The sequence below is a fragment of the Sinorhizobium medicae genome (assembly GCF_007827695.1).
GTDB lineage: Bacteria > Pseudomonadota > Alphaproteobacteria > Rhizobiales > Rhizobiaceae > Sinorhizobium > Sinorhizobium medicae.
In genome coordinates this window covers 129,073-154,495 of record NZ_VITA01000012.1, presented here as the reverse complement: position 1 = coordinate 154,495, position 25,423 = coordinate 129,073, and the positions used below count along the sequence as shown (strand labels likewise).

Annotated in this window: 21 protein-coding genes; 11 read left to right on the top strand and 10 right to left on the bottom strand. The window is 60.6% G+C overall.

The features are described from left to right. Positions 1-15 precede the first annotated feature (15 nt). The 5 genes from ftsZ to ligA all read left to right on the top strand — a co-directional run bounded on the left by ftsZ (position 16) and on the right by ligA (position 8,340). Positions 16-1,788 carry a cell division protein FtsZ gene (gene ftsZ / locus FB009_RS20630; RefSeq protein ID WP_011976204.1) on the top strand — a complete coding sequence of 591 codons (1,773 nt, stop codon included), beginning with the start codon at positions 16-18 and terminating at the stop codon, positions 1,786-1,788. A 425-nt stretch (positions 1,789-2,213) separates the two neighbouring features. Then, positions 2,214-3,167, top strand: coding sequence for a UDP-3-O-acyl-N-acetylglucosamine deacetylase (lpxC, locus tag FB009_RS20625; protein WP_011976203.1), 954 nt, complete (start codon positions 2,214-2,216; stop codon positions 3,165-3,167). A 278-nt stretch (positions 3,168-3,445) separates the two neighbouring features. Further along, positions 3,446-4,312 carry an outer membrane protein assembly factor BamD gene (locus FB009_RS20620; protein WP_011976202.1) on the top strand — a complete coding sequence of 289 codons (867 nt, stop codon included), beginning with the start codon at positions 3,446-3,448 and terminating at the stop codon, positions 4,310-4,312. Positions 4,313-4,347: 35 nt separating this feature from the next. Next, the gene (gene recN, locus FB009_RS20615; RefSeq protein ID WP_011976201.1) at positions 4,348-6,021 is read left to right on the top strand and encodes a DNA repair protein RecN; all 1,674 of its coding nucleotides are present in this window, start codon (positions 4,348-4,350) and stop codon (positions 6,019-6,021) included. Between the two features lie 165 nt (positions 6,022-6,186). Continuing rightward, complete coding sequence (gene ligA, locus FB009_RS20610) at positions 6,187-8,340, top strand: NAD-dependent DNA ligase LigA (RefSeq protein WP_011976200.1); 2,154 nt, start codon at positions 6,187-6,189, stop codon at positions 8,338-8,340. 53 nt (positions 8,341-8,393) lie between these two features. Here the strand turns inward: ligA and FB009_RS20605 are convergent, their stop codons facing one another. Beyond that, a complete protein-coding gene (locus FB009_RS20605) occupies positions 8,394-9,332 on the bottom strand; it encodes a LysR family transcriptional regulator (RefSeq protein ID WP_127625685.1) in 939 nt (312 codons plus the stop codon). A gap of 96 nt (positions 9,333-9,428) precedes the next feature. On the opposite strand from FB009_RS20605, the gene FB009_RS20600 reads away from it, so the two are divergent. Continuing rightward, the gene (locus tag FB009_RS20600; protein WP_145161935.1) at positions 9,429-10,961 is read left to right on the top strand and encodes a sulfatase; all 1,533 of its coding nucleotides are present in this window, start codon (positions 9,429-9,431) and stop codon (positions 10,959-10,961) included. 60 nt (positions 10,962-11,021) lie between these two features. On the opposite strand, the gene FB009_RS33945 is transcribed toward FB009_RS20600, so the two are convergent. The 7 genes from FB009_RS33945 to FB009_RS20565 form a co-directional block, all read right to left on the bottom strand. Next, on the bottom strand, positions 11,022-11,309 hold the full coding sequence (locus FB009_RS33945; RefSeq protein WP_024311506.1) for a MurR/RpiR family transcriptional regulator: 288 nt from the start codon (positions 11,307-11,309) through the stop codon (positions 11,022-11,024). A gap of 94 nt (positions 11,310-11,403) precedes the next feature. Beyond that, entirely contained in the window at positions 11,404-12,453 is a 1,050-nt protein-coding gene (locus tag FB009_RS20590) for an ABC transporter ATP-binding protein (RefSeq protein WP_011976196.1), read from the bottom strand. A 70-nt stretch (positions 12,454-12,523) separates the two neighbouring features. Beyond that, positions 12,524-14,128, bottom strand: coding sequence for an arylsulfatase (locus FB009_RS20585; protein WP_234705053.1), 1,605 nt, complete (start codon positions 14,126-14,128; stop codon positions 12,524-12,526). A gap of 173 nt (positions 14,129-14,301) precedes the next feature. Then, a complete protein-coding gene (locus FB009_RS20580) occupies positions 14,302-15,651 on the bottom strand; it encodes an extracellular solute-binding protein (RefSeq protein WP_011976194.1) in 1,350 nt (449 codons plus the stop codon). A 31-nt stretch (positions 15,652-15,682) separates the two neighbouring features. Next, positions 15,683-16,564: a carbohydrate ABC transporter permease gene (locus tag FB009_RS20575; RefSeq protein WP_011976193.1), complete on the bottom strand. Its 882-nt coding sequence runs from the start codon at positions 16,562-16,564 to the stop codon at positions 15,683-15,685. Next, on the bottom strand, positions 16,561-17,472 hold the full coding sequence (locus tag FB009_RS20570; protein WP_011976192.1) for a carbohydrate ABC transporter permease: 912 nt from the start codon (positions 17,470-17,472) through the stop codon (positions 16,561-16,563). Before FB009_RS20570 ends, FB009_RS20575 begins: the two co-directional genes overlap by 4 nt. Before the next feature lie 284 nt (positions 17,473-17,756). Beyond that, a complete protein-coding gene (locus tag FB009_RS20565; protein ID WP_011976191.1) occupies positions 17,757-18,161 on the bottom strand; it encodes a VOC family protein in 405 nt (134 codons plus the stop codon). 361 nt (positions 18,162-18,522) lie between these two features. On the opposite strand from FB009_RS20565, the gene panC reads away from it, so the two are divergent. The 5 genes from panC (at position 18,523) to FB009_RS20540 (ending at position 21,822) form a co-directional block, all read left to right on the top strand. Beyond that, on the top strand, positions 18,523-19,398 hold the full coding sequence (panC, locus tag FB009_RS20560) for a pantoate--beta-alanine ligase (protein ID WP_011976190.1): 876 nt from the start codon (positions 18,523-18,525) through the stop codon (positions 19,396-19,398). A gap of 2 nt (positions 19,399-19,400) precedes the next feature. Continuing rightward, positions 19,401-20,222: a 3-methyl-2-oxobutanoate hydroxymethyltransferase gene (panB, locus tag FB009_RS20555; RefSeq protein ID WP_011976189.1), complete on the top strand. Its 822-nt coding sequence runs from the start codon at positions 19,401-19,403 to the stop codon at positions 20,220-20,222. A gap of 217 nt (positions 20,223-20,439) precedes the next feature. Beyond that, on the top strand, positions 20,440-21,156 hold the full coding sequence (locus tag FB009_RS20550; RefSeq protein ID WP_011976188.1) for an AzlC family ABC transporter permease: 717 nt from the start codon (positions 20,440-20,442) through the stop codon (positions 21,154-21,156). Positions 21,157-21,159: 3 nt separating this feature from the next. Continuing rightward, entirely contained in the window at positions 21,160-21,468 is a 309-nt protein-coding gene (locus FB009_RS20545; protein ID WP_011976187.1) for an AzlD family protein, read from the top strand. Between the two features lie 114 nt (positions 21,469-21,582). After that, positions 21,583-21,822: a hypothetical protein gene (locus FB009_RS20540; protein WP_011976186.1), complete on the top strand. Its 240-nt coding sequence runs from the start codon at positions 21,583-21,585 to the stop codon at positions 21,820-21,822. 282 nt (positions 21,823-22,104) lie between these two features. Here FB009_RS20540 and FB009_RS20535 read toward each other — a convergent pair whose 3' ends face one another. Both FB009_RS20535 and FB009_RS20530 read right to left on the bottom strand, forming a co-directional pair. After that, the gene (locus FB009_RS20535; protein ID WP_011976185.1) at positions 22,105-23,940 is read right to left on the bottom strand and encodes an aminopeptidase P family protein; all 1,836 of its coding nucleotides are present in this window, start codon (positions 23,938-23,940) and stop codon (positions 22,105-22,107) included. 542 nt (positions 23,941-24,482) lie between these two features. Continuing rightward, positions 24,483-25,358 (bottom strand): 50S ribosomal protein L11 methyltransferase, encoded by an 876-nt coding sequence (locus FB009_RS20530; RefSeq protein WP_024311503.1) that lies wholly within the window; start codon positions 25,356-25,358, stop codon positions 24,483-24,485. Between the last annotated feature and the right edge of the window lie 65 nt (positions 25,359-25,423).

Below are 25,423 nucleotides of genomic sequence, written 5' to 3'. Positions count from 1 at the left end.
AGAAGGAACAGGACTATGGCCATCAACTTGCAGAAGCCGGACATTACCGAGCTGAAGCCGCGCATCACGGTCTTCGGCGTCGGCGGCGGCGGCGGCAACGCCGTCAACAACATGATCACCGCCGGGCTCCAGGGCGTCGATTTCGTCGTTGCCAATACGGACGCCCAGGCCCTCACCATGACCAAGGCCGAACGGATCATCCAGATGGGTGTCGCCGTTACCGAAGGCCTGGGTGCAGGCTCGCAGCCGGAAGTCGGCCGTGCGGCTGCTGAAGAGTGCATCGACGAGATCATCGATCACCTGCAGGGCACGCATATGTGCTTCGTTACCGCCGGTATGGGTGGCGGCACCGGCACCGGCGCTGCTCCGATCGTGGCCCAGGCGGCCCGCAACAAGGGTATCCTTACCGTCGGCGTCGTCACCAAGCCCTTCCATTTCGAAGGCGGACGCCGCATGCGCATCGCCGATCAGGGCATCTCCGATCTTCAGAAGTCGGTCGACACGCTGATCGTGATTCCGAACCAGAACCTCTTCCGCATCGCCAATGACAAGACGACCTTCGCGGACGCCTTTGCCATGGCTGACCAGGTTCTCTATTCGGGTGTCGCCTGCATCACCGACCTCATGGTCAAGGAAGGCCTCATCAACCTCGATTTCGCCGACGTTCGTTCGGTGATGCGCGAGATGGGCCGCGCCATGATGGGTACCGGCGAAGCTTCGGGTGAAGGCCGCGCAATGGCGGCGGCGGAAGCTGCGATCGCCAACCCGCTGCTCGACGAGACGTCGATGAAGGGCGCTCAAGGCCTGCTTATCTCGATCACCGGCGGCCGCGACCTTACGCTCTTCGAAGTGGACGAGGCTGCGACGCGTATCCGCGAGGAAGTCGATCCGGACGCCAACATCATTCTCGGTGCGACCTTCGACGAAGAACTCGAGGGCCTTATCCGGGTCTCCGTCGTCGCCACCGGCATCGACCGTACTGCCGCGGAGGTGGCCGGCCGCTCTGCCGACTTTCGTCAGGTAACGCAGAAGCCGATCGTCCGTCCGTCCGCCGCTGTTCCGGCCCAGCCGCAACAGAGCATCCCGCAGCCGACCGTTTCGCATCAGCCTGCGCCCCAGCCGCAGCCGGTGCAGCAACCGGTTCAGCAGCAGAATGTCGACCACATCGCGCTTGCGATCCGCGAAGCCGAAATGGAGCGGGAGCTCGATATAGCTGCCCACGCCCAGATCTCCGCAGCGGCCCCGCAGCCGCAGGAAGAGGCTTTCCGTCCGCAGAGCAAGCTTTTCGCCGGCGTCGCTCCGGCTGAAGCGCCGGCAATGCGGCCGGCGCAGCCGGCACCGCGCCCCGTCGAGATGCAGGCGCCAGTCCAGCCGCAGATGCAGGCCCAGCCCGTCAGGCAGGAGCCCGCTCCGGTCGTACGCCAGCAGGCCGAGCCGGTCCGCATGCCTAAGGTCGAGGATTTTCCTCCGGTCGTGAAGGCTGAAATGAACCACCGGGCACAGCCGGCGCCCTTGCATCAGGAAGAGCGCGGGCCGATGGGGCTCCTGAACAAGATCACAACTTCCCTGGGATTGCGGGAGCGGGAGGCGACGAATGTCTCGTCCGACATGACCGCAGCCGCACCGAGCGCCGCCTCGCAGCAGCGTCGGCCGCTTTCTCCGGAAGCCAGCCTCTATGCGCCGCGTCGCGGCCAGCTCGACGACCACGGTCGCGCTGCCCCGCAGATGCGGTCGCATGAAGACGATCAACTCGAAATCCCGGCGTTCCTGCGCCGCCAATCGAGCTGATACCTACAGCGTTGTGCGTCTGATCAGCCGCACAGCGTCGCTGTAGTACTTCAGCCACTGCATGTTTTTCTTGAGCCGATTTCGGTTCGAGGCAAGATGCGGAGGCTGTTCCTTCACCTTGCCGATGCCCGGGCGCAAGCCCGGGCATTTTTCGATTTCTCCCGTGATTTCACGGGGTTACTACTTCCATTGTGCGCATATGAATTGCGTAACAAAACGAAACGAACAGTGATTTGGAATGGTGCCTCCAAACTCTTATTTTCAGCATCGGAATTGGGGACGCAGACGATTCGATCGGGCGCTGTTGGTTCGAAGCGAGGTTCCGGCCGGTTGGCGCGGGATCCCGGTACTTTGTCTTGTGCCTTGAGCAAAGCTGCACCCTTTTAGGAATTGGCCAACGGCCGCCTTGATTGAAAGTGACGAGAATGGGAATCGAACTGCTCGGGTTTCAGACAACGATTGCAAACCCGATAACCCTCAAGGGTATTGGCGTTCACTCCGGGTCGGAAGTCGAGATTACCTTCCACCCGGCTGATGCCGATGCCGGCATTGTTTTCCAGCGGGTGCTCGCTGGCGGGCGGCTCAGCGAGTTCCGGGCCGTCTCGTCGCATGTCGGCAATACCGATCTCTGCACCGTTCTAGGTCTGTCGCCCTCGACGTCGATCGCGACGATCGAGCATGTCATGGCAGCGGTCTATGCACTCGGCCTCGACAACCTGCTGATCGAAGTACATGGCGCCGAAATGCCGATCATGGATGGCAGCTCCGCGCCCTTCATCGAAGCGATCGAGCAGGCAGGCGTTCACTCGCTCCCGGAGAAGCGCCGCTATATCCGTATACTCAAGCCGGTGCGCATCGAATCGGGTGCATCCTGGTCCGAGTTCACGCCCTATGACGGCATGCGCTTTGAAGTCGAGATCGATTTCGATTGCCCGCTCATCGGCCGGCAATCCTGGAAAGGCGATATGACACCGTCGGTTTTCAAGCGGGAATTGTCGCGGGCGCGTACTTTCGGTTTCATGCGGGATGTGGAGCGACTTTGGGCCGGGGGGTTCGCACTCGGCTCGTCGCTCGAGAATTCCGTGGTGATCTCGGATGACAATACGGTCATCAATGTCGAGGGTCTGCGTTATACGGACGAGTTCGTTCGCCACAAAACGCTTGATGCCGTAGGCGATCTTTCTTTGGCGGGTGCGCCCTTCCTTGGCTGTTACCGCTCCTATCGCGGCGGGCACCGGATGAATGCCAATGCCCTAAAGGCATTGCTCAGCGATCCGACCGCCTATGAAGTCGTGGAAACGGCGACGCCGCGCCAGCGCACGCGTCCAAGGGATATGGTGGCGGTGGCCGCGCCTGGCTTCGCTCCCTGGTCTGCCTGATCGTCGTCGCCTGGCGAGCCACTATTCATTCTCCAGTCGCCGGCCGAAAGGCCGGCATTTTCATTGCTGATTCGTTATTCGCTGGAAGCAGCGGGTGTTCAGCTGCACCGATTTCCCGATGCGACAGGCACTTTACACATCCGAAAAGAGGTGCAGTGCAGCCAGACGCCACAAATTTGCATGAATTGCCGATCATGACGTTGCGGTCTTGAGGTAACTTGCTCTAAAACGCGCAAGTCTGGCGGGGTGCTAGCCGCTGAGTGAAACGGGAATATCCGATGGTTCTTGCAGTTTCTGTCGACATAAGAAAATCAGCGCGTGTCGCCGCGGTCGTTTTAGCGGCTGTCGCCGGCTCCAGTCTGATCACGGCCTGCCAGAATGATCCGGACATCGACATCACCAAACTCACGGCGGAGACCGACCCGCCGGAGGTGCTCTACAATCAGGGTCTCGCAAACCTGAACGCCGGCAAGACCACGGAGGCGGCGCGGAAGTTCGAGGCGATCGACAAGCAGCACCCGTTCTCCGAATATGCCCGCAAAGCGCTGGTGATGAATGCCTTCGTTTCTTACCGTAACGGCCAGTATCAGGACGCGATCAACTCGACCAACCGCTACCTGAATCTTTATCCGCAGTCCGAAGACGCGGCCTATGCACAATATATTCAGGGGCTGGCCTACACCAAGCAGATCCCGTCGGTGACGCAGGATCAAAGACCGGCTATGAGGGCAATGGAGGCAATGCAGGTCGTCGTCGACAAATATCCGGATTCCGAATATGTCGACGACGCGCAGGCCAAGATCCGTTTTGCACGCGACCAGCTCGCCGGCAAGGAAATGCAGGTCGGCCGTTATTATCTCGAGCGCAAGGAATACCTGGCCGCGATTTCGCGCTTCCGCACCGTCGTCGAGCGATATCCGACCACAAATCAGGTCGAGGAAGCACTCGCCCGTCTCGTCGAAGCCTATTATGCGATGGGCGTGACCGGGGAAGCTCAGACAGCGGCAGCGGTTCTCGGGCATAACTACCCGGACAGTCAATGGTATGCCGATTCCTACAAGCTGCTGCAATCGGGCGGGCTAGAGCCGCGCGAAACCGGCACATCCTGGATCGCGCGCGCGGGCAAAAACCTTATCGGCGCGTGATTTCCAGGCGCCCGACAACGAAGATATGAAACCGGATGCTCGCCCAGCTCGCGATCCGAGATATCGTCCTGATCGAACGGCTTGACCTCAGCTTCGATGTCGGGCTGTCGGTGCTGACCGGCGAAACCGGTGCGGGCAAATCCATTCTCCTCGACAGTCTGTCGCTTGCGCTGGGCGGGCGCGGCGACGGTTCGCTCGTGCGCCATGGCGAGGACAGGGGCCAGGTGAGCGCCGTGTTCGATGTCCCGGCCGGTCATTCGGCGCGGCTCCTTTTGCGGGAAAACGGCATTGATGACGATGGCGATCTGATCTTCCGTCGCGTGCAGTCGGCGGACGGCCGCACCAAGGCCTTTATCAACGATCAGCCGGTCAGCGTGCAGCTGATGCGCCAGGTCGGCCAGACGCTTGTTGAAATCCATGGCCAGCATGACGATCGAGCGCTCGTCGATACCGACGCGCACCGCACGCTCGTCGATGCTTTTGGCGGCACCACCGATGCGGCGGAAGCGGTCGCGAACCTTTACCGCGCCTGGAAGGATGCCGAGCGGGGGCTGAAGAAACATCGGGAGAAGGTGGAGGCCGCATCCCGGGAGGCGGACTATCTCCGCTCCTCCGTCGAGGAGCTCGAGACACTATCGCCGCGCGATGGCGAAGAGGAGGAGCTGGCGGAGAGCCGCGCCCGCATGATGAAGGTCGAACGCATCGCCGGCGATATCAGCGAGGCAGCCGAGTTTCTGAACGGCAATGCATCGCCTGTTCCGCTCATCGCATCGCTCGTCCGGCGGCTGGAGCGCAAGAGCCATGAGGCTCCCGGCCTCCTTGAAGAGACCGTCGAACTTCTGGACGGTGCACTGAACCAGCTTGCGGATGCCCAGATGGCGGTCGAGCGCGCGTTGCGCAACACCGAGTTCGATCCCAAGGAGCTCGAACGCGTCGAAGAGCGGCTTTTCGCATTGCGCGCAGCGGGCCGGAAATACTCCGTCCCCGTCACCGAATTGCCCGCCCTTGCCGTGCGGATGATCGCCGATCTCGCCGATCTCGATGCAGGCGAGGAGAAGCTGCAGCAACTCGAGGTACGGGTCGGCGAATGCAAAGCGGCGTTTGACGCTGCATCGCAGTCGCTGTCGGAAAAGCGGCACAATACGGCCGTTGCACTTTCGGCGGCCGTTATGGAAGAACTGCCGGCGCTGAAGCTGGAACGCGCCCGCTTCATGGTGGAGGTGACGAGCGATCCGGAATCGCCTACGGCCGACGGGATCGACTCAGTCGAGTTCCACGTACAGACCAATCCCGGCACCAGGCCGGGACCGATCATGAAGGTGGCTTCGGGCGGCGAGCTTTCGCGGTTCCTGCTCGCGCTGAAAGTGGCGCTTGCCGACCGGGGTTCGGCGCCGACTCTCGTCTTCGACGAGATCGACACGGGTGTTGGTGGTGCCGTGGCAGATGCGATCGGTCAGCGCCTGAAACGCCTTTCGAAGACCGTCCAGGTGCTTTCGGTCACCCATGCGCCGCAGGTTGCCGCGCGTGCGGCCACGCATCTCCTGATCTCGAAGGGTCCCTCGGCGGAAAAAGCCGAGATGATCGCGACTCGCGTCGCTCGCATGGACGATGCGGCACGCACCGAAGAGATAGCCCGTATGCTGGCAGGGGCCTCGATCACCGAAGAGGCGAGGGCCGCGGCTGCGCGATTGCTCGCCGGCAATGCCTGATCGCACCGGGTTTGTTTCCGGCCGGCTTCTCTGAAGCGCCGCGCTTTGCCGGACGCGCAAACTTCGCCTCGGAAGTGTGCATTGCTTGATGATTTTCTCCTCAAATCGATTCCGATTTAAGGAATCATGCAGTAAAAGCGACTCCAAAGTTCTGGAGTCGCGTCCATGCTGAATCAAAGAAAACCGGTCGAGCAAATGACCGAAGCCGAAGCCGCCGAGGAACTCGCCTTCCTGGCGGCGGAACTTTCGCGCCACGACATGCTCTATCACGGGAAGGATGATCCGGAGATTTCGGACGCGGACTACGACGCGCTGAAGCGGCGCAACGATTTGATCGAGGAGCGATTTCCGGCGCTCATCCGCGAGGACAGCCCCTCGCAAAAGGTCGGTGCCGCACCTTCGCTGACCTTCGCGCCCGTAGTTCATGCGCGGCCGATGCTTTCGCTCGACAACAGTTTCTCGGACGAGGACGCCCGCGCATTCGTCGCCGGCATCTACCGCTTTCTCGGGCGGCTCCCGGATGGATCGATCGCCTTTACGGTGGAACCGAAGATCGACGGTCTCTCCATGTCGCTGCGTTACGAGAACCGTCGGCTGGTCACGGCCGCGACCCGCGGCGACGGCACGACCGGGGAAAATGTCACCGCCAATGTCCGCACCATCGGCATGATACCGCAGAGGCTTCCTGCTGAAGCGCCCGACGTGGTCGAGATCCGCGGCGAAATCTATATGGCGAAATCCGACTTCGCCGCGCTCAATGCCGAAATGGCGGCGCAGGGCAGGCCACTCTACGTCAACCCCCGCAATACCGCATCCGGATCGCTCCGCCAGCTCGATGCCAAGGTGACCGCGAGCCGCAGGCTGCGCTTCTTCGCCTATGCCTGGGGCGAGATGTCGGCGATGCCGGCGGATACGCAGCTCGGAATGGTGGAGACCTTCAAGGCCTGGGGATTCCCGGTCAATCCGCTGATGCAGCGCTTCTTCTCCGCCGACGAGCTCCTGGAGCACTATCACCATATCGAGCGGGAGCGTCCGGAGCTGGACTACGACATCGACGGGGTCGTCTACAAGGTCGACCAGCTCGATCTGCAGGCTAGGCTCGGCTTCCGTTCGCGCAGCCCGCGCTGGGCGACGGCGCACAAGTTCCCGGCAGAGCGGGCATTCACGCGGCTGAAGGGCATCGACATCCAGGTCGGGCGCACCGGCGCGCTGACGCCTGTCGCGCGGCTGGAGCCAATCACGGTCGGGGGCGTGGTCGTGACCAATGCAACGCTGCACAACGAGGATTACATCCGCGGCATCGGCAATACGGGCGAACCGATCCGCGAAGGGCGCGACATCCGCATCGGCGACATGGTCATCGTTCAGAGGGCAGGGGACGTGATTCCCCAGATCGTCGACGTGGTGATGGACGAGCGCCCTGAAGGGACCGAGCCTTACCGGTTTCCGACGAGCTGCCCTATCTGCGGCAGTCACGCGGTTCGCGACATCAACGAGAAGACCGGCAAGGTAGATGCCGTGCGCCGTTGCACGGGCGGTTTCGTCTGCCGCGCGCAGGCGGTCGAGCACCTGAAGCATTTCGTCTCGCGTAATGCCTTCGACATCGAGGGGCTCGGCTCCAAGCAGATCGAGTTTTTCTTCGAAAGCGAGGACGAGACCCTCAGGATCCGCACCGCACCAGATATCTTCACGCTCGAACGCAGGCAGGAGTCCTCGCTTACGAAGCTCGAAAACATCGATGGCTTCGGCAAGGTCAGCGTCCGTAAACTCTACGAGGCGATCAATGCCCGCCGCTCGATTGGGCTGCATCGCTTTATCTATGCGCTCGGAATCCGCCACGTCGGGGAGACGACGGCCAAGCTTCTGGCGCGCTCCTACGGCACCTACGAGCACTTCGGCGCGGCCATGACCGAGGCGGGCGGCTTTTCGGGAGACGCCTGGAACGAACTGAACAGCATCGACGGCATAGGCGAGGTGGTCGCCCGCGCCATCGTCGAATTCTACAAGGAGCCGCGCAACCTGAAGGTCCTCTCCGACCTTCTGGAGGAGGTTACGCCTGAGCGTGCGGAGATGCCCGTTGCGACCGACAGCCCCGTGGCCGGCAAGACGGTCGTCTTCACCGGTTCACTCGAAAAGATGACCCGCGACGAGGCCAAGGCGAAAGCGGAGAGTCTCGGCGCCAAGGTCGCAGGCTCCGTCTCCAAGAAGACCGACATCGTCGTCGCAGGCCCTGGCGCCGGCTCGAAGCTCGACAAGGCACGCGAACTCGGCCTCCAGACGATGGACGAGGACGAGTGGTTGGCGCTGATCGGCGGGTAGCGCAACTCACTATGTGCGGTCTTCCCCTCGATTCGATTTAGCTGGTGTCTGAATTATCTTTGTTCGGTCCGGTCGAGCCCGAGTTTCGTGACCTCGTCGGTCAACATCTGTCTGAGCAGCTCAAACGGCGTGGATTGCTCGATTGCACGATGGTAAGTAATGCCAGCGGGGAAGCTCCAAATTTCGCGGTCGATGGGGACGGGGCGGATTCCGACGTCCTGGACGACGCCAAGGATGGGCGCCGCCAAACAGGCCAAGAAGTCTCCTGATCTGAGAAGCTCCAATACGGCCATCAGTGAGCTTGCCTCGATGGCGATCCGAGGCGGGTTGACCCCGAGGTCTTTGAGGAGTGTCGCGACCCGCTCGATTATCTCCGGATCCTGCTGATACATGATCCATGGATAATTTGCCAAATCCTCGTAGCGGATCCGTTCTTGTGCGAGAATGGGGTGCCCTTCACGGACAAACATCTGGCTCCGTATGGTCGTGATCCGAGTAAAGCGGAAATGCTCCGGAAATTGCGATAGATCGCGGGGGGCTGCAGATACCACCAGGTCCAGTTCTCCATCCAGCAGTTTCGGATGAAGCACGTTGTTGACGCCGATCTGCAAGTTCACCTGTAGCTTGGGCAGAAGCGAATGCAATCGCGCGACAGCCCTCGGCAGCAGGGCGGCACCCCAGAAAGGGCCGCCTCCGATTTTTATCTGCCCTCTATGCCCGGAACGAAGGGCCTCCAGTTCTGAAGATGCGAAGCGGCATTCCGTATCGATCAACTGGGCGTGGCGGAGCAGCGCCTTCCCATAGATCGTGGGTGTGACCCCTCTCGTATGCCGATCAAAAAGGCGAAAGCCCGTTTCGTCTTCCAGGCGGCGAATGCTCCGCGTCAGCGCGGGCTGACTGATGCCGAGTTTTTCAGCCGCCGCCGTCACATTCCCCTCCCGCGCGACCATCAAAAATGAGCGCAGAAGGCCGACATGCCTAAAGAGGTCCATAACAAATCCGTATCGATTCTCGCAGAAAAGGAATTTTAGCATATGGCGCCAGCACGGTACATTTGAATTGGGAACTTGAAGAGGAGCTTGACGCGGTTGCGAGCCATATTTGTATTGTTCGATTCACTGAACCGCACTGCCGTGGGCCGCTACGGTGCGAACGCGGTCAAAACGCCCAACTTCGATCGGTTTGCAGAACGCGCGACCACATTCGACAGTCACTTCGTCGGCAGTCTTCCCTGCATGCCGGCTCGTCGGGATTTGCACACGGGCCGCCTGAACTTCATGCATCGAAGCTGGGGGCCGCTGGAGCCGTTCGACAATTCCTTCCCGGAGCTGCTGGGCAAGTGCGGCGTTCACTCGCACCTGATCACCGACCACCTTCATTATTTCGAGGATGGCGGCTCGACCTATCATACCCGGTTCCGCACATGGGATTTCATCCGCGGACAGGAAGACGACCCCTGGAAAGCGATGGTGCAGCCGCCACTCGAGCGCTTCAAGGAAATGTATTCGGAGAAGCATTATGACTTTGATGATCCGTGGAAGCGCATGCAGAGCGCGGTCAATCGCGAATTCGTTCGTGGCGAGCACGAGTATCCGGGTCCCCGCTGCTTTAAGTCCGCTTTGGAATTCCTGGATCTGAACCGAGCAGCAGACGACTGGTTCCTGATGGTCGAATGCTTCGATCCCCATGAGCCATTCGCCGCGCCGGAGCGGTTCAAGGAGCAATACGCTACGGGATGGGAGGGCGGTGTTCTCGACTGGCCGAAATATGAGAAAGTCGTCGACAGCCCGGAGGAAATTGCGGAAATACGCGCCAACTATGCCGCCTTGGTAACAATGTGCGACGAATACTTCGGGCGCCTGCTCGACTATTTTGACGAGCACGACCTTTGGAAAGACACAGCGATCATCCTGTCCACCGATCACGGATTCCTTCTTGCCGAGCACGACTGGTGGGGCAAGAATCGGATGCCTTACTATGCCGAAATTTCCCCGATTCCACTCATCATTTACCATCCGGAGCATGCCGGAGGAGGCGGGACGCGACGTTCGGCGCTTACGCAGACCATCGATCTGATGCCGACCTTCCTCGATCTCTTCGGCATCGATGTGCCGCAGGAAGTGCAGGGACATTCCCTCCTACCCCTGTTGAAGGAGGATAGATCGATGCGGGACGTTGCCATTTTCGGCGTATTCGGCGGCCCCATCGGATCAACCGACGGCAGGTACACTTATTACCTGTATCCCGAAGACCTCTATGGTCCCGACCTCCACGAGTACACTCTCATGCCAATGCATATGACTTCATTGTTCACCCCGGAGGAACTGAAGACGTCGGCACTTACGGCTGGTTTCAATTTCACCAAGAATATGCCAGTCCTTCGGATCGATGCGCTGCGAGATGCGCGACGAATCCCCAACAATGATCGGGTCGGGTGGTCGGTGGACCTTGGAACGACCTTGTACGATCTTCATCTGGACCGAACGCAGATGCGGCCCTTCCGGGATTCGGAGATAGAGCTCCGCCTGTCCGAGGGAATCCGGAGTGTGCTTATCGCCCATGACGCACCCGAAGAGTATTACCGCCGCTACGGGCTCGCCGCTATGGACGTCGGTTCATAGGCGCGGTCGACAAGATCGTCGGATCCGGTTGGGGGATTCTGGCGCCGTTCACTCATACTTCTAGTCGGCGGAAGCGAGACTGGAAGCGCGCAGCAGGTCGTCGCGAAACATCTTCCTGAGATCGCGGAAGGATTGATATCCCAAAAATGAAGCGAGCCTAGGCACGGTCGTCGCTGACACTCCTGCATGAGCGGCGATGGAGCCGCATGTTCCGAAGGCGATCGCGTCTGGATGACGCAGGGCGAACTCTGCGAGAAGGATGAGTTGCGCTGAAAATTCCCGTTTTCGCGCCGCAACGCATCTCTGCAACTCTTCCCAGCTTCGCGGTGGTGCGTAAATCCCGCTCATCGCCGCCTCCTCTGATTCATTTGCTGCAGCCCCTGGAAAAAGCTGCCCGCCCGCCTGCGAATTCAGCGGGCCTCTGCGGCAGTTCCATGGGGAGCTAGAGCCGGTTCTCTCCATCAGGATCGAACAGGTGAACGCGATCCGCGTCGGGAGACAGCCGGATTAAATCGCCGGGTCTGACGTCCACGCGGTCCCGCACCACGCAAGTGATTGCCTGATCCGCGATTTTGACGATCAGGTGTGACTCGGACCCGGTTGGCTCGACCAGTTGAACCTCGGCGGGAATGCCGTCCTCCGAGATGCGCAGATGCTCGGGACGTATTCCGTACACGGCGCTCCGGCCATGCAGATCAGGCCGATTTTCACCAATGGGAAACAGACAAGTGCCGGTCATAAATCCATTCGCGCGGATATCGCCCGTCAGAAAGTTCATCGCTGGCGACCCGATGAAGCCGGCAACGAACATGTTGGATGGCCTGTCATAAAGCTCCAGCGGCGCCCCGACTTGCTCTACGATCCCATCGCGCATCACCACGATCTTGTCGGCCATCGTCATAGCTTCGACCTGATCATGGGTCACATAGACAATGGTCGTGCCGAGCCTTTGATGCAGGCTCTTGATCTCGGCGCGCATCGAGACCCGCAACGTCGCGTCGAGATTGGAAAGCGGCTCATCGAAAAGAAAGACCTTGGGCGCGCGCACGATCGCCCGGCCCATGGCGACCCGCTGGCGCTGCCCTCCCGAGAGTTGGCGCGGATAACGATCGAGCAGCTTGTCGAGATTGAGGATATTCGCCGCACGCTCGACCTTGGAGCGGATCTCGCCTTTGTCGGCATTCTTGAGCTTCAAGGCAAAGCCCATGTTCTCGGCGACCGTCATGTGAGGATAGAGGGCATAGTTCTGAAAGACCATTGCAATGTCGCGGTCCTTCGGCGGGAGGTCGTTGACGACCGCCGCGCCGATGCGGATCGTCCCGCTGCTGATTTCCTCGAGCCCGGCGAGCATCCTCAGAAGGGTTGATTTTCCGCAACCGGAAGGGCCGACCAGCGTGACGAACTCTCCGTCTTCGATCTGGATTGAAACCCCGTGCAACGCCTGCAATGCGCCGTAGAACTTTTTGACACTCTGAATTTCGACCGAAGCCATGGTCGTGACTTTCCTTTTGATGCCGGACCCGGCCGGGTGATCTCGCCTGGCGGACCGGCTCTTGATGCACTCAGCCGGCTGCCCAGGTCGGATGCAGACCGCGTTCCTCGTAAATGCCGAGCGTTACCTCCCAGGGGATGACGCCGATGCGCTCTGCCCAGGCTTCCCATTTTGCCCGGAGGTCCGCGACGACCTCAGGGTTGCCCGGCGCCACGTCGTTCAGCTCTGTGCGATCGGCTGCAAGGTCGTAAAGTTCCCAGCCATTTGGCTCTTCGCGAACAAGCTTCCATCGTCCGAGGCGGATTGCGGCATTACCCGTGTGTTCCCAGTAGAGCGGCCTCTCGAAGAGTATTTCGCCCTTCAATGCAGGAAGCAGGCTGCAGCCTTCCAGCGGAGCGATTTCCCGGCCGATAGCCTGAAGCGGATAGCTTGCACCGGTCACTTCCAGAATGGTTGGGGCGATATCGACGAGCTGGGCGGGTTGATCGAGGATCGCGCCGCAATCGAGTCCTCCTGCGGGCCAATGGACAATCAATGGCGTGGCGATGCCGCCTTCATGCACCCACCGTTTGTAGAAGCGGAAGGGCGTATTGGACAGGTTTGCCCAGGCACGGCCATAGCTGGAATATGTGTCTTCGGCACCAGGGCAGATATCGGGAGTATTGCCGACACGCATCGGTAGTCCATCGCGCGTCGCCCGTGGAAGAATGTCCGTTCGCCGCATGAATTTTTCGGCGTCGAATTGCGGCAGATCCTCCGGCGATGCTCCATTGTCGGACAGGAAGATGAAAGCCGTGTTTTCGAAGGTGCCGCCGGTCTTAAGTGCCTCGATGATTTTGCCGATCCCGCGGTCCATTCGCTCGATTTGGGCAGCATAGGCCTGCATTCGTTTGACTTGCCAAGCCTTTTCCTTCGTATCAGACCAGGCGGGCTGCGTGGGATCGCGCGCGCTGATTGCGGTGCTCGCCGTAAGAATTCCTTCCTCGACCAGCCGCTTCATCCGCTTTTCGCGCAGAACGTCCCAGCCTTCGTCAAAGCGCCCCCGATAACGGTCGATATCGCCGGGATGTGCATGAAGCGGCCAATGGGGAGCGGTGAAGGCGGCGTAGAGAAAGAACGGATTGCCTGCCGCGGACTGTTCGGTGACGAATTCCGCGGCATGAGAGGCGATGGCGTCGGTATAGAAGAATGCCGGGTCGAGTGCTTCGGCCGAGGCGTCGCATTCGCCGCGGGTCAGCGTTCCGGGCGTATAGAAGCTGCCGCAGCCGGTGAGCGTGCCGAAGAACCGGTCGAAACCGCGTCTCGTCGGCCAGGTATCGTTCGGTTCGTGCATTTCGCTCGCCAGGTGCCATTTCCCCGAGAGGCATGTCGCATATCCGGCAGCTTTCAGCATTTCCGCCAGCGTGGCGCATCGCAGGTTCAGGTTACCCGGATAGCCTCGCGGCAAGTCGTTGTTGGTCAGAATACCGATGCCGGTCTGGTGAGGATGAAGCCCGGTCAGAAGCGACGCACGCGATGGGCTGCATCGCGCCGTGTTATAGAACTGCGTGAAGCGCGCGCCGCGACGCGCGAGGCTGTCCAGATTGGGCGTCGAGATTTCTCCGCCATAGCAGCCGAGGTCGGAAAAACCCATGTCATCAGCCAGTACGAGGACGATATTGGGGCGCTTGCTCATCAAGGCTCTCTCGGTTGGTTGCATCGGTTCTCAGTTATCTGGCACGCCCGCTCCTTTCCGCCGGCCGATGCCGGCAGCTGTGTCGGATGTGCTTGTAAGGGATCGCCGAACCCGCAGGGCAGGCCCGCTTGTCGTGTGACAGCACGGACCGCCTTGCCGCGGATCTGGCTGTACTATTTCGCGAAGCCGCTCGCCTTGGCGATCTCCGCGAGTTTCGCTTGCAGTTCGTCCAGTCCTTCGTCGACGGCCAGGTCACCGGAGCCGATCTGACCGATGACCGGTTCGACGGCTTCAAGCATCTGGGCTGCGAAGACATAGCGGATGGCGCCCTGCGTGAGGGCCGCCGAATCCCTGGCGGCTTCCATGATCGGTCGCAATGCGCCTGCTCCGGACACGTCGACGTCTTTGCGGGTCGGCATCCCGCCAGCGCCTGCAAAGGCTTCCTGCTGCTTCTTGTCCAGCATCCACATAATGAACTCGGCTGCCGCGAGCTGCCGTTCGGGCGCCTGATCCGCCGGGACGCAAAGCGACCAGACACCACTTGCCGGAACGGGATGGTCGAGTGATCCTGCCAGAACGATGGTGTAGCCGCATTTGCCGACGACCGATGAACGGGTCTCGTCTTCGAGCTGGGGCATGCCGGCAGCAACGAAGTGACCCTGCAGAGCCTGGCCGCTCTGCATCAGGGCGATGCAGTCCGCCTGACCGACCGTTTGAGACCGTGAGGGCCCAAGCTCAAGAAGCCGGCGGAAAGTCGCTGCCGCGGTCTTTGCAGCGTCATTGTTGATTGTCGGGACGAGTGTAGCGCCGTCGGCCTTGAACCAATCGCCGCCGAAGCCGTAAAGCACGTGCATGAACTCGAAGCTGACCGATTGCCCGCCGGCCGTGGGTTGGCCACGGGTGACATAACCATATCGGACTTCGCCTGCTTCGACGGCCTTCTTGCCGTTTTCGATCGCCTCATCCCAGGTCTTCGGAACCGTCAGACCCAGCTTCTCATAGATGTCCTTTCGGTAGACGAATAGATCGACGTTGCCGTTTATCGGCAGGCCCATGATCTTCCCGCCGGCTTTGCCGCGCCTCTGCTGTTTGTCCCAGAGGGGAAGGCTGTCATAGGTCAGAATGTTCGGGTCGAGCTTGTAGCCCTCGATAATCTCCTCGAGCGGTTTGACCCATCCGTTGTCGTAGAACTGGCCGGTCCAGGGTTCGTCGAGCTGGAAGACGTCGAAGGCCGCGTTCTTGCTCTGAATTGCGTTGGTCATCTGGGTACGCATTCCGCCATAGGGAAATGCGCGGAACGTGATCTTGATGCCCTTCTCCGCCTCGTAGGCTGCTGCGGCCTTCTGGTAAGCCGGGAGCCATGGGGTGGTTCCGGTTAGAACGATCAGTTCCTTGACCTGACTTGCTGCGCCGAGCTGTCCGGGAAATCCCGCCAATCCGGCACCGGCCGCGGCCGCCACGCCCTGCAAGACCTGCCGTCTGCTCAAGTGCGGTCTGGGCGAAGAAATTATTGGCTTGATCATCTTGTTCCTCCCTGTGATCAGTTATTTCGGCTTATTTGACCGCGCCGCGTGTCATGCCGGCTATAATCCTTTTGCTGGCGACGACGCTGGCGATCATGATCGGGACAACCGCGAGGCTGCCGGCCGCGGCAAGCTGCCCCCACCGTACCTCGTAGGGCTGCACGAGCGATGCGATGCCGACAGAAAGCGGCGACGTCGTTCCGCCGGAAGTCATCGTCAGACCCATCAGGAACTCGTTCCACGTCATGATCGCCGTAAAGAGTGAACTCGTGATCAGGCTCGGCATGGAGAGCGGCAGCATGATCATCCAGAAGGTCCGCGCTTCGCTTGCACCATCGATCGAGGCGGCTTCCTGCAGGGCGGGGGGAATATCGTCGAAGCCGATTTTCATCAGCAACGTCGCGAAGGGCAGGTTGAGGATGGTGTTCAGGATCACCAGCCCGGTGAGGGAGCCGAGCAGACCGGTTTGAATGAGCGTGACGTAAAAACCCGGAACAAGGGCCATTGGCGGCAGAAGGGGCACGACGGCGCAGGAAACGTTGACAGCCGCGTTCAGCCACCCTGAAAGGCGCAACTTCGACAGGCTGTAGGCTGCAAGCGTAGAGGCCGCACCGCAGAGGACGACCGTTCCCGTCACGACGATGATACTGTTCACGAGCTGCGCTCGGAAAGGTTCGGCCGGCGACAAGATGCTGGCAACGTTGTCGAGTGTCAGATCGATTTCCCAGAACATTGAGATGATGGCGCGGTCTGACTGAAACGCGAGTATGATCATCCAGACTATCGGAGCGACAAAACCGAGAAGCAGCAGGACCAGAACGGCATCGGACGTCATGTCGGACAGGCTATGGCGCCGCCGGAGTTTCGAACGGGTCGCTACTTCTGCCTTTATGGCGTGACTACCTGCGGTCATTCCTGCACCTCACGCATAAAAAACCGGCTGTGACGCAATGTCCTGACAGTGAGCACCAACGCGATGATCAGTGACATCAGAAGGACGATCAGCACACTGAAGGCTGACCCGTAGCCGTAATTCAGCTGATCGAAGAAGACGTCGCGAATGTGCAGCGACACGAGCGTCGTTGCATTGTTCGGCCCGCCCGCAGTGAGGAGGTACATTTCATCGAATGCTTTCACACCCATGACGGCACGAATGAAGATCGTTCCCAAAATGGCCGGCATTAGCATCGGTATCTTGACGTAGCGGATGACTTGCCATTCGTTGGCGCCGTCGCAGCGCGCCGCTTCCACCGCCTCTTCATCGACGGCGCAGAGTGCCGTGTAGAGCATCAGAAAGGCGACGGGAGTCCAGTGCCAGACATCGACGATAACGATCGCCACGATCGCACCGACTTCCATACCGAGCCAATCCTGCGTCGGCAGCATGAACGTATCGAGAAGCTTATTAAGAACGCCGATATTGGGGCTGAGAATCAGGAGCCAGATCAGGCTGACCACGACTGGGGCAACCATGGCCGGCCACAACAGGACGACCTGCGCAAGCCGATTGAAACGCTTGCTGCGTTGCACAAGGAGTGCGAGCAACAGCCCGAGCAGCACCGACAGCCAGACCGTTGCGATCACGAAAATCGTGGTGACCGCAACCGAATAAAGCGCCACGTCATTGGCCAGGATATCCCTGAAGTTATCGAAGCCGGCCGGCGACCAGACAAATTGCCCCGCCTCAATTCGAAGGCGAGAGAATGCCATGACGATAACTTGCGCCCAGGAATAACCGCCAACGCCGATTACCAGCAGAAGAAACGGCACCGTCGTGATCTTGCTGAACACGCCCGATCGTTGCCGGAACAGCGATTTCATATCCCCGTGCACCCTCGAATCGGGCGCACCACGATATGTTCACGCCAAGCATGACGATGGTGCAAATCAGCCAGCAACCTATCCTCCTGGGTTCTCCCGTTGAAGTACAATAGGCGCCGCAGCCATAATTTGAAATTCTTTTTACGGTGGAACCCATAACCAGGACGCATGGCGCGGTCCGTTGGTGGGGTAGGTGTCGGCCCTTCTCAAGGGCCGACGTCAAACCGATATTGGGGATAATCGTTCGTGGTCGGTTTCCGCTATCGCAAGGAGAATGCCCGCCTTCAGGCCTGTTGCTGCGCCGCCATGTCCATCCACATGAACTCCCAGACGTGGCCGTCCGGGTCCTGGAAGCTGATGCCGTACATGAAGCCGTAATCGATTGCCGGCTTCCATGGTTTGCCGCCGGCGGCGATCGCCTTGTCGAACATGTCGTCGCACTCGGCGCGGCTGGAAGCCGAAAGGGCCGTGATGACTTCGGTGCCCTTCGCCGTGTCGCTGATTTCGCCGACGATGAAGCTGCTGAACTTCGGCTCCGTCAGAAGCATGGTGAAGATATTGTCGTCGATGACCATGCAGGCGGCGGTCTCGTCTGAGAATTGCTCGTTGAATGTGAAGCCCAGAGCGGAGAAGAAGGTCCGGGACGTTTTCAGATCCTTGACCGGCAGGTTGACGAAAATCATGCGCATGGGGTGCTCCTATTTGAAATTGATCCCGCTTCGATGAGCCAAGGACGAAAGCCTGGGCGTTATGCCGACAATCCTTGTCGGAATTTTTCCTGTTCAATGGTCGGTCACGCCAGTGGGCCGATCGGTGGCCGCACTTCGAAAGCGACCATTTCCGTTTGTATTTTTGCGTTGCACAAGATAGAGCTTGCAGCCAAATTTTATGCAATTGCCTTTTTGCGGAGCTGGTCTCCACAAGGCGCTGCAGCATTTATGATGCTGCATGATTTTGCCCTTAGATCGGTAAGGAGTTAAGGAATCATGCAGAAGCCATATCAGCGTGGCGTGCCGTTTTTCTCGCCCCGGCGGATTGGAGGATCCGGAAATGAGAACTATCACCACCATTGCAGAACTGCGTGACGCCCTTGCCGAACACCGGCGGGCGGGCAGGTCCGTCGGTCTGGTCCCCACGATGGGTTATCTTCATGTCGGACACATGGAGCTCGTTCGCCGCGCCCGCGGCGAGAATGACGTGGTGGTGGCGAGCATTTTCGTCAATCCGCTTCAGTTCGGCGCAAACGAGGATCTCGGCGAATATCCGCGTGACCTTGCCCGCGATCAGGAGCTGCTGACGGATGGCGGGGTCGACATCCTGTTTGCCCCCGGCGTTTCCGACATGTATCCGAGGCCGATGGAAACGGTGGTCGACGTGCCGAAGCTTGGCTCCGAACTCGAAGGCGCAGTCAGGCCCGGCCATTTCGCAGGCGTTGCCACTGTCGTGACAAAGCTCTTCAACATCGTCCAGCCGGACCGCGCCTATTTCGGTGAGAAGGATTTCCAGCAACTCCAGATCATACGCCGCATGGTCGAGGATCTGGCGCAGCCGGTCAAGGTGGTCGGCGTACCGACGGTGCGCGAGGAGGACGGGCTCGCCTGTTCGTCGCGCAACGTATATCTGACGACGGAAGAACGTCGCGCAGCCGCGATCGTGCCGAGGGCACTGGACGAGGCCGAGCGGCTGATCGCAAGCGGCGTCACCGAGCCGGCCGAGATCGAGAAGCGTGTCCTGGAATTTCTCGCCGGTGAGCCGCTGGCGCGGCCTGAAGTGGTGGCGCTGCGCGACCCGGAAACGCTTGAACCCTTCGGCGAAATCTCAGGAAAGCCGGTCCTCATTTTGCTTTTCGTCCGCTTCGGCACGACGAAGCTGCTCGACAACCGCGTCATAGCCCCGAAATCCGCCCGTTTTGCAAAGGTAGCGTGAGAATGAGCGTCCACACCACGAAACGGCGGCTCAGCCCCGCCAGCATCGAATCCCTGAAAGGCGACCGACCGATCGTAAGCCTGACGGCCTATACGACGCCGATCGCGCGGCTGCTCGATCCCCATGTGGATTTCCTCCTCGTCGGCGATTCGCTCGGCATGGTGCTTTACGGCCTCGACACGACCGTCGGCGTCACGCTCGACATGATGATTGCACATGGCCAGGCGGTCATGCGCGGATCGGAGCGCTGTTGCGTCGTCGTCGATCTGCCTTTCGGCGCCTATCAGGAGTCGAAGGAGCAGGCGTTCCGCAGTGCCGCGCGCATCCTGAAGGAAACGGGCTGCAGCGCAGTGAAGCTCGAGGGCGGGGCCGAGATGGCCGAGACGGTCGAATTCCTCGTCAGCCGCGGCATTCCGGTGCTCGGCCATGTGGGCCTGATGCCGCAGCTCGTCAACACGACCGGCGGCTATCGCTCGGTCGGGCGCAACGAGAAGGAAGTGGCCAAGATCCGCCGCGACGCCAAGGCGATCGACGATGCCGGTGCCTTCGCCATAGTGGTCGAGGGGACGGTGGAGCCGGTTGCACGAGAGATCACCGCCACCCTGCGCGCGCCGACCATCGGTATCGGTGCTTCGCCGGCCTGCGACGGCCAGATCCTTGTGTCGGACGATATGCTCGGCCTTTTCAATGATTTCAAACCGCGTTTCGTCAAGCATTTCGCCGAGCTCGCCCCGGCGATCTCGAAGGCGGTCGAGGATTATGCCAATGAGGTGAAGGCGCGAACCTTTCCCGGCATAGAGCACACGTTTCAGGTAAAGCGTTGACGTGTAGGGGCGGGCGCGATCCTTGCGCCCGCGTCCTTATGGTTGATCAAGCAACAAGTCTCGGGGGCCTTCCTTCCGGTATGACGCACGTCCAACCATCAGAAAATTCAATCGCCGCATCAGAGTAATTGAATTGTCGCGATGGGCGGCAGCCCCTATCTGTCCGGCAGGCAATCTGCCGGCGTGCTCGTTGCGAGCGGCCCCGCGGGAGAATTCCATGATTAGAAGCGATTTCCGGGAAGGGCTGCGCGGCGGCTTTCCAATCATGCTGGCGGCGTCGCCCTTCGGAGCGCTTTTCGGCGCACTTGCGGTGGATAACGGTTTTTCGATTGCCGATGCGGTCTTCATGAGTGCCACCGTCTATGCGGGTGCAAGCCAGATGGTCGGCATCGAACTCTTCGGAAGCAATGTGCAGCCCTGGCTGGTGGTGCTTTCCGTCTTCGCGGTCAACTTTCGCCACGTGCTTTATTCCGCTTCTCTCGCCAAGCACATCCGCCACTTCAGCTTCGGTCAGAAGCTGATTGCCTTCTTCCTGCTCGTGGATCCGCAATATGCAGAGACCGAACAGCGCGGTGAGCGCGGATTGCCGGTCACCTTCGCCTGGTATGCGGGTTTCGGCCTCGTAATCTATGTCCCCTGGATCATCAACACGCTGATCGGTGCGATTTTCGGGCAGTTGATCGGCGATCCCAAGGCGATCGGCCTCGACGTGCTCCTCCCGATTTACTTTCTGGGACTCGTGATGAGCTTCCGAACACGCGACCGGTTCCTGCCGATCGTGGCGGTGAGCGCCGTCGCTTCCGTCGCGGCGATGCATTTCGTCGGCTCTCCCTGGCATGTCAGCATCGGTGCCCTTGCCGGCATCGTGCTTGCAGCCTGTCTGCCGCCGAAGCGGCCGGCGGTCGAAGTTCACGCCGTGGAACAGGAGGCCTGATCCTTGGACGCGCAACATCTCGATCTTCTCTATCTCATCGTCGCGGCGGCGGTCGCCACCTATGTCACGCGCTTCGGCGGCTATGTCCTGATCACGCAGCTCAAGAACATCCCCCCGCGGATCGAGTCTGCATTGAACGCAGTCCCGGCGGCCGTATTGACAACCCTGGTCGCGCCGGCCTTCGTCTATGGGGGCATGGATGTCGCCGCAGCGATGCTCGTCGCCTTCGTCATCGGGCTGCGCTTCTCGACCCTTCGGATGCTCCTCGTCGGCTGGATCACGGTCATGATGATCCGGCACCTGATCATGTAGGTTCCTCGCCGCCCGAACATGGTCCGGCGATCGGATTGGCGCCCGGCCTCTTCTGGATTATCATCCTATTGTTGCCGGGGAGGCAGCTGACTCCCGGCCTACGGAGGAGCGACCATGATTACCAGAATTTTCGTTGCGCTGTTTCTCGCGCTGGCGCCCGCTACCGCTTTTGCGAACCAGTGCCCCGCCATGATGCAGGCGATCGACGCGGCCATGCCCAACGCATCGCTGTCAGACGCTGATATGGCCAAGGTCAAACAGTTGCGCCAGCAGGGAGAAGACTTACACAAGGCTGGCGACCATGCGGGCTCGGAGGCAGCGCTCGGTCAAGCCAAGACGATGCTCGGGATCTGACTGGTAACGGCCCGTATTGGCTTCCAGCTGATTTTCGAAAAGGTGAAATTCAGTAAAATTCGCGGGTTACGCGAGAGCGTCGCCGCAAATATAACCATGCTGTTGGTTGAGAAATCGACCCTCCCAACGGAGGCCCGGCGGTACCCCAGCCCCAGCCCACACCGCCGGGCCGCCCCGTCCCAGACCAGGATGATTTCAGGTCGGAGCGGCCCAGAGGCATGAATCTGATCATTCCTACAGGTGAGAGGATGCGGGCACAGACTTTGCCGCATCCCCCTCCGTTTATCGCTCGATCGATTCCGTAGCGCTGGTCAACCAGGCTCTGGTCTCACCGTCGGCCAAAAGCGGCATCAGCTTCCCCCGCGTTTCCGAGTGGTAAGAATTCAGCCAGTCGAGTTCGTCGTCCGTCAGAAGGGCGGGAAGGACGAGCCGGCGGTCGATCGGGCAATAGGTCAGCGTGTCGAAGCCGAGCATTGGCTGGTCGCCGCCTGCGATTTCCTCCGGTTCGCGAACGAAGACGAGGTTTTCGATACGGATGCCGAAGGCGCCGGGGCGATAATAGCCCGGCTCGTTGGAAAGCATCATGCCGGGCAACAATTCCTGCGTGGCAAGCCGCGCAATGCGCTGCGGTCCTTCATGGACCGAAAGATACGAGCCGACGCCGTGACCGGTCCCATGGGCATAATCGGCGCCGGCCTTCCACAGCGCGATCCGGGCGAGCGGATCGAGGTCGACGCCGCGCGATCCCTTCGGGAAGCGCGCCGTGCTGATTGCGATCATGCCCTTGAGAACGAGCGTAAAGAACCGCTTCTGCTCTTCCGGCACTGTCCCGATCGCCACGGTGCGGGTGATGTCCGTCGTGCCGTTGACGTATTGCGCGCCGGAGTCGATCAGGAACATCGTTCCCGCCTCGATCGGCCGGTCGGTATCGTTCGTGACCCGGTAGTGCATGATTGCAGCATGCGGGCCGGAACCGGCGATCGTGTCGAAAGAAATGTCCTTCAGGGGGTTCTGCATGCGCTCACCGACGGCTGCACGCGCTGCCTCCAACTGCCGGACTGCGCCGATTTCGGTGACGCTGCCGGGCTCCGCCCGGTCGAGCCAGGCGAGAAACTCAACCATCGCCGCACCATCCTGCAGGTGCGCCCGGATCGATCCGCCGATCTCGGCTGCATTCTTGCAGGCGCGCGGCAGGCGGGCGGGATCGGCGGCCTCTATGACCAGGCCTTCCGTCCTGCGGATCAGCTCGCCGATGGCGAAGGGGGCGAGATCGGGGTCGATCATCATTGCCGCGCCGGTAGAGGCGAGGGCGGCCAGGCGATCGTCGAAGGTCGCGGGTGCCATTATGTCTGCAAGCTGGGTCAGATAGGCTTCCTGCTCGATTCCCGTCTTGCGCTTGTCGAGAAAAAGCTCCGCGCGTCCGTCAGAATGGACGATGGCGCGGGCCAAAGGGTGCGGGGTGTGGGGCACGTCGCTGCCGCGGATATTGAAGGTCCAGGCGACGGAGGAGGGGTCCGTCAGAACGACGGCTGCGGCATTGGTCTTTTCCACTTCCGCCGCGATTGCCGCGATCTTCTCCTTCGCCAATCGCCCCGCATGCTCGACGGGCTGGATCGCCACCGCACCAAGCGGCGCCGCCGGACGGTCGGCCCAGAGCCGGTCGAGCGGATTGTGGTCAAGAAATACGAGGCTGCCATCGATCGCGGCGAGCGCCTTTTCGAGCCGGCGAACTTCCGCTGCGGTGTGCAGCCAGGGATCGATGCCGAGGCGGAAACCCTTTGGTGCATGGCGCTCAAGCCACACATGCGGCGGTTCGCCGATGAGATCGCCGCCGGTGAAGACGCTGCCGTCGACCTGCTCCTTGAGCTGCGTGACGTAGCGGCCGTCGACGAAAACGATCGCCTGGCGCTGCGTGACGAGCGCAACGCCCGCCGAGCCCGTAAACCCGGTCAGCCACGATAGCCGTTCGCAGCAGCGGGGCACATATTCTCCCTGAAACTCGTCGGCACGCGGCACGAGAAAGCCATCGACGCCCAGGCTTGCGATGGCTGTACGCAGTGCGGCGGTTCTCTCCTTGCCGAACTGAGGCGTGGAGGTGACTTCGAAGGACTGGAACATGGATATCCCCGGTAAGCTTGAAGGAGAACGGAAGGTGAGACGAGGCATGTTAATGCATGTCGCCCGAAAATGTGCAGCGGTTTTGGGACAAGACTCATAAAACAGCAGCCATATCGGCTCACCTCCGGCTGAGGGCGTCTGCCCATTTGTCATACATATGCACACGATGCATGGCACCCATGCCGCAATGTATCTATCTCTATCGGAATTATAGTTTATAAGCGCGCTCAACGAACACGGACGAATATTCGCCGGTTCAAAAGACTGCAGTTCCGAGAATAGCTGGTCATCTGTTCTCCTCCTCCCTCAGGGTGGTCAGCTTCGGAACGGTAGAGCCCGCTTGAGCGCTCCTCCTCCTCAGGCTCGCGGGTATGGTCGGTCACAAGCCGGCCAGCAGGCGATGCTTCGGCATCGCCTTTGTTTCGAAAAGGCCGCCCGTCATGATGGACTGGGCGGCCTTTTCGGTTTCAGGCTCTCTTCTCAGCTGGAACTCTTACGGTCCTCATCCCGATGTCGAGGAATAAGGACCGAAGCAGAGTCTCTTATCGGGTCAGATGGATGGTTACCCAGCCGTTGCGCCAAATGGTGCGCGCATGCTTGAGGTTCTGGCCATTATAGGCCGCGATCACCTTCCAGCGCTGCTCGGCGAGGATGCCGGAGAGAATGACCGAGCCTCCGGGGGCGAGATTTGCGGCAAGTTGCGGTGCCATCTTCATCAGCGGCCGCGCCAGGATGTTGGCGATGATGAGGTCGAAGGGGCCGCTGGCGCTGAAGGTATTCGAGTGAAAGCCGGGCGCGGTGGCGAAGGTCAAGCCGGTGACGACACCGTTTCGACGGGCGTTTTCGGAGGCGACGAAAGTCGCGACAGGATCGATGTCGGTTGCAAGCACCGGCACGTGAAGAAGCTTCCAGGCGGCGATCGCCAGCACACCGCTTCCCGTTCCCAGGTCGAGAGCGTTGCTGACAGGCCGAGACCGGGCGACAGAGGCAAGCATTTCAAGGCAGCCGGCCGTGGTGCCGTGATGGCCGGTGCCGAAGGCCTGCCCGGCATCGATCTCGATGGCGATCTCGCCGGGTTTAACCCTGTCACGGTCGTGCGAACCGTGGATGACGAAGCGACCTGCGCGCACAGGGGCGAGGCCCTCGAGCGATTTGGCAATCCAGTCCACATCCGGCAGCACTTCGCGCTCGATCGGAAGATTCGCAAAATCGGCTTCGAGTGCCTGAGCGAGGCGCGATCTCACGCTCTCTTCTTCGTCGGCCATCATATAGACCGAAGCTTCCCAGACATCACGCTTCTCGTCGATCTCCATGGTAGCTATCGCGTAATCGTCGTCTTCGAAGATCGCGCTCATGACGTCGAGTACGGCTGTCGCCTGCTTCTCGGTGGTGGTGACGAAAAGGCGTATCTCGCTCACGGTGCTTTCCTTCGGCATACAGCCATTCAAGGGCCATAGCGTCTTCAGCACGTCCGATCGGATGC

Excerpts from the sequence above, each read along its gene's own strand:
- FB009_RS20575 (WP_011976193.1), bottom strand. The coding sequence starts at position 16,564 with ATGACCGCAGGTAGTCACGCCATAAAGGCAGAAGTAGCGACCCGTTCG.
- FB009_RS20570 (WP_011976192.1), bottom strand. The coding sequence starts at position 17,472 with ATGAAATCGCTGTTCCGGCAACGATCGGGCGTGTTCAGCAAGATCACG.
- FB009_RS20540 (WP_011976186.1), top strand. The coding sequence starts at position 21,583 with ATGATTACCAGAATTTTCGTTGCGCTGTTTCTCGCGCTGGCGCCCGCT.
- FB009_RS20620 (WP_011976202.1), top strand. The coding sequence starts at position 3,446 with ATGGTTCTTGCAGTTTCTGTCGACATAAGAAAATCAGCGCGTGTCGCC.
- FB009_RS20590 (WP_011976196.1), bottom strand. The coding sequence starts at position 12,453 with ATGGCTTCGGTCGAAATTCAGAGTGTCAAAAAGTTCTACGGCGCATTG.
- panB (WP_011976189.1), top strand. The coding sequence starts at position 19,401 with ATGAGCGTCCACACCACGAAACGGCGGCTCAGCCCCGCCAGCATCGAA.
- ftsZ (WP_011976204.1), top strand. The coding sequence starts at position 16 with ATGGCCATCAACTTGCAGAAGCCGGACATTACCGAGCTGAAGCCGCGC.
- FB009_RS20580 (WP_011976194.1), bottom strand. The coding sequence starts at position 15,651 with ATGATCAAGCCAATAATTTCTTCGCCCAGACCGCACTTGAGCAGACGG.
- FB009_RS33945 (WP_024311506.1), bottom strand. The coding sequence starts at position 11,309 with ATGAGCGGGATTTACGCACCACCGCGAAGCTGGGAAGAGTTGCAGAGA.
- FB009_RS20605 (WP_127625685.1), bottom strand. The coding sequence starts at position 9,332 with ATGGACCTCTTTAGGCATGTCGGCCTTCTGCGCTCATTTTTGATGGTC.
- lpxC (WP_011976203.1), top strand. The coding sequence starts at position 2,214 with ATGGGAATCGAACTGCTCGGGTTTCAGACAACGATTGCAAACCCGATA.
- FB009_RS20535 (WP_011976185.1), bottom strand. The coding sequence starts at position 23,940 with ATGTTCCAGTCCTTCGAAGTCACCTCCACGCCTCAGTTCGGCAAGGAG.
- recN (WP_011976201.1), top strand. The coding sequence starts at position 4,348 with ATGCTCGCCCAGCTCGCGATCCGAGATATCGTCCTGATCGAACGGCTT.
- FB009_RS20550 (WP_011976188.1), top strand. The coding sequence starts at position 20,440 with ATGATTAGAAGCGATTTCCGGGAAGGGCTGCGCGGCGGCTTTCCAATC.
- ligA (WP_011976200.1), top strand. The coding sequence starts at position 6,187 with ATGCTGAATCAAAGAAAACCGGTCGAGCAAATGACCGAAGCCGAAGCC.
- FB009_RS20565 (WP_011976191.1), bottom strand. The coding sequence starts at position 18,161 with ATGCGCATGATTTTCGTCAACCTGCCGGTCAAGGATCTGAAAACGTCC.
- FB009_RS20585 (WP_234705053.1), bottom strand. The coding sequence starts at position 14,128 with ATGAGCAAGCGCCCCAATATCGTCCTCGTACTGGCTGATGACATGGGT.
- panC (WP_011976190.1), top strand. The coding sequence starts at position 18,523 with ATGAGAACTATCACCACCATTGCAGAACTGCGTGACGCCCTTGCCGAA.